Annotated in this window: 3 protein-coding genes; all 3 read right to left on the bottom strand. The window is 34.7% G+C overall.

What is annotated here, in order from left to right:
* Positions 1-160: 160 nt before the first annotated feature.
* A complete protein-coding gene (locus ND812_RS18315; protein WP_265376754.1) occupies positions 161-1,102 on the bottom strand; it encodes a hypothetical protein in 942 nt (313 codons plus the stop codon).
* Positions 1,103-1,792: 690 nt separating this feature from the next.
* Positions 1,793-2,311: a DUF3806 domain-containing protein gene (locus ND812_RS18310; RefSeq protein WP_265376753.1), complete on the bottom strand. Its 519-nt coding sequence runs from the start codon at positions 2,309-2,311 to the stop codon at positions 1,793-1,795.
* Between the two features lie 193 nt (positions 2,312-2,504).
* Positions 2,505-3,296: a class I SAM-dependent methyltransferase gene (locus tag ND812_RS18305; protein WP_265376752.1), complete on the bottom strand. Its 792-nt coding sequence runs from the start codon at positions 3,294-3,296 to the stop codon at positions 2,505-2,507.
* Positions 3,297-3,407 lie beyond the last annotated feature (111 nt).

Raw genomic sequence — 3,407 nt, 5'->3', positions numbered from 1 at the left:
CCTTAACGACGTAGGCTGACCCTGAGTCCCTACGGGACGTTAGGGACTGGCCACGACACTTGCGCAGGCAAGGGGAGTGCCAGAAGCCTATGTGTCGCAGACCGAGCGAGGCCTCGTGCCGAAGCGAAGCGTTAAGGTGCTGTTATACGACGTTTGATATTTATGGATTCTGATATTGATTCAATCGATCATTAACGACTTTTTCGTCGTCAATCTGTGTAAAATCCCGTGCACAAATATAAATTCTTTTGTTTATGTGATCTATAGTTGTAACACTTGCATAAACAAATAACGGTGAGTTTAGTTTGTATTCTTCTTTCAAATAAGTGTCATAATTTTTTTGCCAGAAGATCACAGGTGAGTAACCTTGGATTTTGTATTTTGTAATTATGCTTTCTGTAAAGAATAAATCAGGCGTGGAGTAAATTTGATGTTCAGTGTGAAATAAACCTTCCGTTCTTAAAATTTCTTTAGGATATTCCGATAAATTAATCTGAAATCGAATTCTATCAATGGAATTTGTATGGAATACGGTGAAATCACTAGGATCATCATTCTCATTTTTCCACCGATTGAAGTAATCATTGAGAAAGTTTTGTAGTGAGGATATAGATCTAAATGATAGAAAGTTAGTATTATATTTATTAATCCAATCAGGAGTAAAAAAGTAATAGTTGTCAAATTTTATTGCTTTTCTTTGAGATAATCTGATAGGGAAAGGAGACAATTTTTCGAAACTAGATGTAACAAAACATTCTGGCTCACAAAGTCCGATAGCGGTTCCGTAATTAATCTTGTCATTTTCTTTTATATAGACTTTCTCGATATTTCCATAGATTAAATCATAATTTTCAACGGATAGATTGTTTTTATAGAAGTATGAAGTTTTAGTTTTAATAAAAACTAAATATTTATCATCTTTATTTTTAATGATTTTAGATACAATACCATCTACATCAGAATTGATGTTATTGTTCCTGCTATTTTGATAAATTAAAGAAGGTAGATTAAAGCCTGAATCGGTTAATTCCAAATTCTGTGAATGACTGACCGATGTGAAGAAAAAAAAGAATATAGTAAGTTTGATTATTTTTATTTTCATGTTTTCCTGAATTTTTATCAAATGTCGTATAACGAATCAGCCTTAACGACGTTCCGTGTAGCTGAGCCTCTAGAGGAGGCGTTAGCGTAACACGGAATGTGCCTTTAGGCCGAGCGAGGGCCCCACAAAGCCTTGATTTCATCAGGAATCAAAGGCGCAGTGGAAAAGAGCCCGAGTGAGCGTTAAGGCGCTGTTAATTGCAGTTAGTAAGTATAGAAAAAGAGTTTAGTCGAAAGGGTTCTACAATCCAGCGCAAATTTCTCTTAAATCTTAAAAAGCAAAAATCATTGACTGTACTTTAATGGAGAGAAAAGCATTAATTGTTCTCTTCCAAAGCGTTAATCGACAACACCCTCTTAAAAAAATTTGCGCGTTTTCTTCTGAAGATCAACTAATTGCAATTAACGAACTAGCCTTACCGAAGTCCTCCGTCCCTGAGTCCCAGCGGGACGTTAGGGACTGGCATGTAGCTTGCGTAAGCAAGGCGAATGCCAGGAGGAGGATTTGGCGTAGCCCGAGCGAGGGCTAGTCCCGAAGCGTAGCGGTAAGGTGCTGTTATGCGGCGTCTGAAAATTTACCAATATAATTTAAATTCCATTTACTATTTGTTTCGATATATTTACGAATTTAAAATTTTTACAGATCTATTCTTAAATGAATAAAGATAACAGTTGTTTTTATATATACTATTTAATAAGTTTTATATTGCTTAAAATTTTTTTTCATATGGTCTTCAATTTGTGAAATTAAATACTTAATATCAATTTTTTCGCCATCTTCAATTCTTTTTGAAATTAATGTTAGGGTACCTATGTAGTATAGAGTTCTATCTACAAAAATAACAGGATCTCTTCCGTATTCATCTTCAACAGCTAGCCATTTCATGTTATGTTTCTGAACTAAAATGTCGCCGATAATAACTCCGATTCCATAAGTGATATTAGGATCTGTATTCTTATTTAAATGATTTGTCGCTAACTGGAGGTCTTCTAATGAAATTGGAAATTTTATCTCTTTATTCAATTTTTCTTTACAGAATTTTAAAGTCATGGCTCGCAAATCATTCAATTGTTGCGTTTCCATATCATTTAATGGGAAAATTGATAAGTTTTTATCTTTGTAAATAGGTTCAGAAGTCATGTCGTTTGTTTGAATAAGCAAAAATATAATTAAAAATTTAATCATTCTTTTTTTCATATTTAAATCCATAAAATTATTTCAGATGTCGCATAACGAACTAGTCTACTCGACGTTTCCCGACCCTGAGTCCCGGACGGGACGTTAGGGACTGGCACGCAGCTTGCGTATGCGAGCGAGTGACAGAAGGGAAATGTGGCGTAGCCCAAGCGAGGCCTTGTGCCGAAGCGCAGTGAGTAGACGCTGTTATGCGTAGTAGTTGGTGTTAAGGTTTTTGCCAAATCAAGAATCGATATCCGTCATCAAAATGGTTTTCTTCCAAAATTTGTCCGTATTTATTATTCCAAGTTCCATTCTTTAAATCGTTTTCTAATCTTTCCTGGATTAGATTTAATGTATTTGTTTCTAAGCTAGCTAATGGAGAAATTCCGGATATAAAAGTTTGATCAAGATACAATGATGGTTTTTTCCATCCGGAAGCAAAGAAATTATCTGTGAGATTATCTGGTAGCGGATAATCAATTATTTTAACATGTGTATTCGCAGTAGATTGAATCAGAGATTTAAAACTTTCAATATTAATATATTTTGATATAGCTTTTTCGAAAACAATTTCAAAGTAATCAAATAGCCATGATTTTTTGCTAACTAGTGAAGGATCAGCATTAAAAATGACAGCAAAATGTTTTGATTTTAAGGTTCGATTTATTTCCGAAATAGCTAATTGTAAATTATTAAAATGATGAGAAGCTAAGACCGAGAAAACGCCATCAAAAAAATTGTCTTGAATGTCGATATCTTCGGCGGAACCTTTTATCCATTTAATGTTATTGTTATGTGATGCTTGAGCAAGCATAATCTCTGAAGGCTCAAGTGCAGTAACATTATATCCTTTTGATGAAAAGAAATTCGAATAGTTTCCTGTTCCAGCACCAACATCCAATAACTTAAGGTTAATTCCCTTTGGTTGTAGGTTTTCTTCGATAATAGAAGCAATCCTCTGATCAACTTTTCTTGTTTTATTATAATTAATCCCGATTTTATCGTAAGTTTCCATGTTTTTTATATAGAATTCCAACTATTACGCATAACGAACAAGCTAACCAACGTTGTCCGTAGCTGAGCCCCATTGGGGCGTTAGCGTCGGCGCATCTTCTTGCGTCAAGAG

Source organism: Leptospira limi (genome assembly GCF_026151395.1).
GTDB lineage: Bacteria > Spirochaetota > Leptospiria > Leptospirales > Leptospiraceae > Leptospira_A > Leptospira_A limi.
This window is presented reverse-complemented; position numbering and strand designations above follow the sequence as displayed.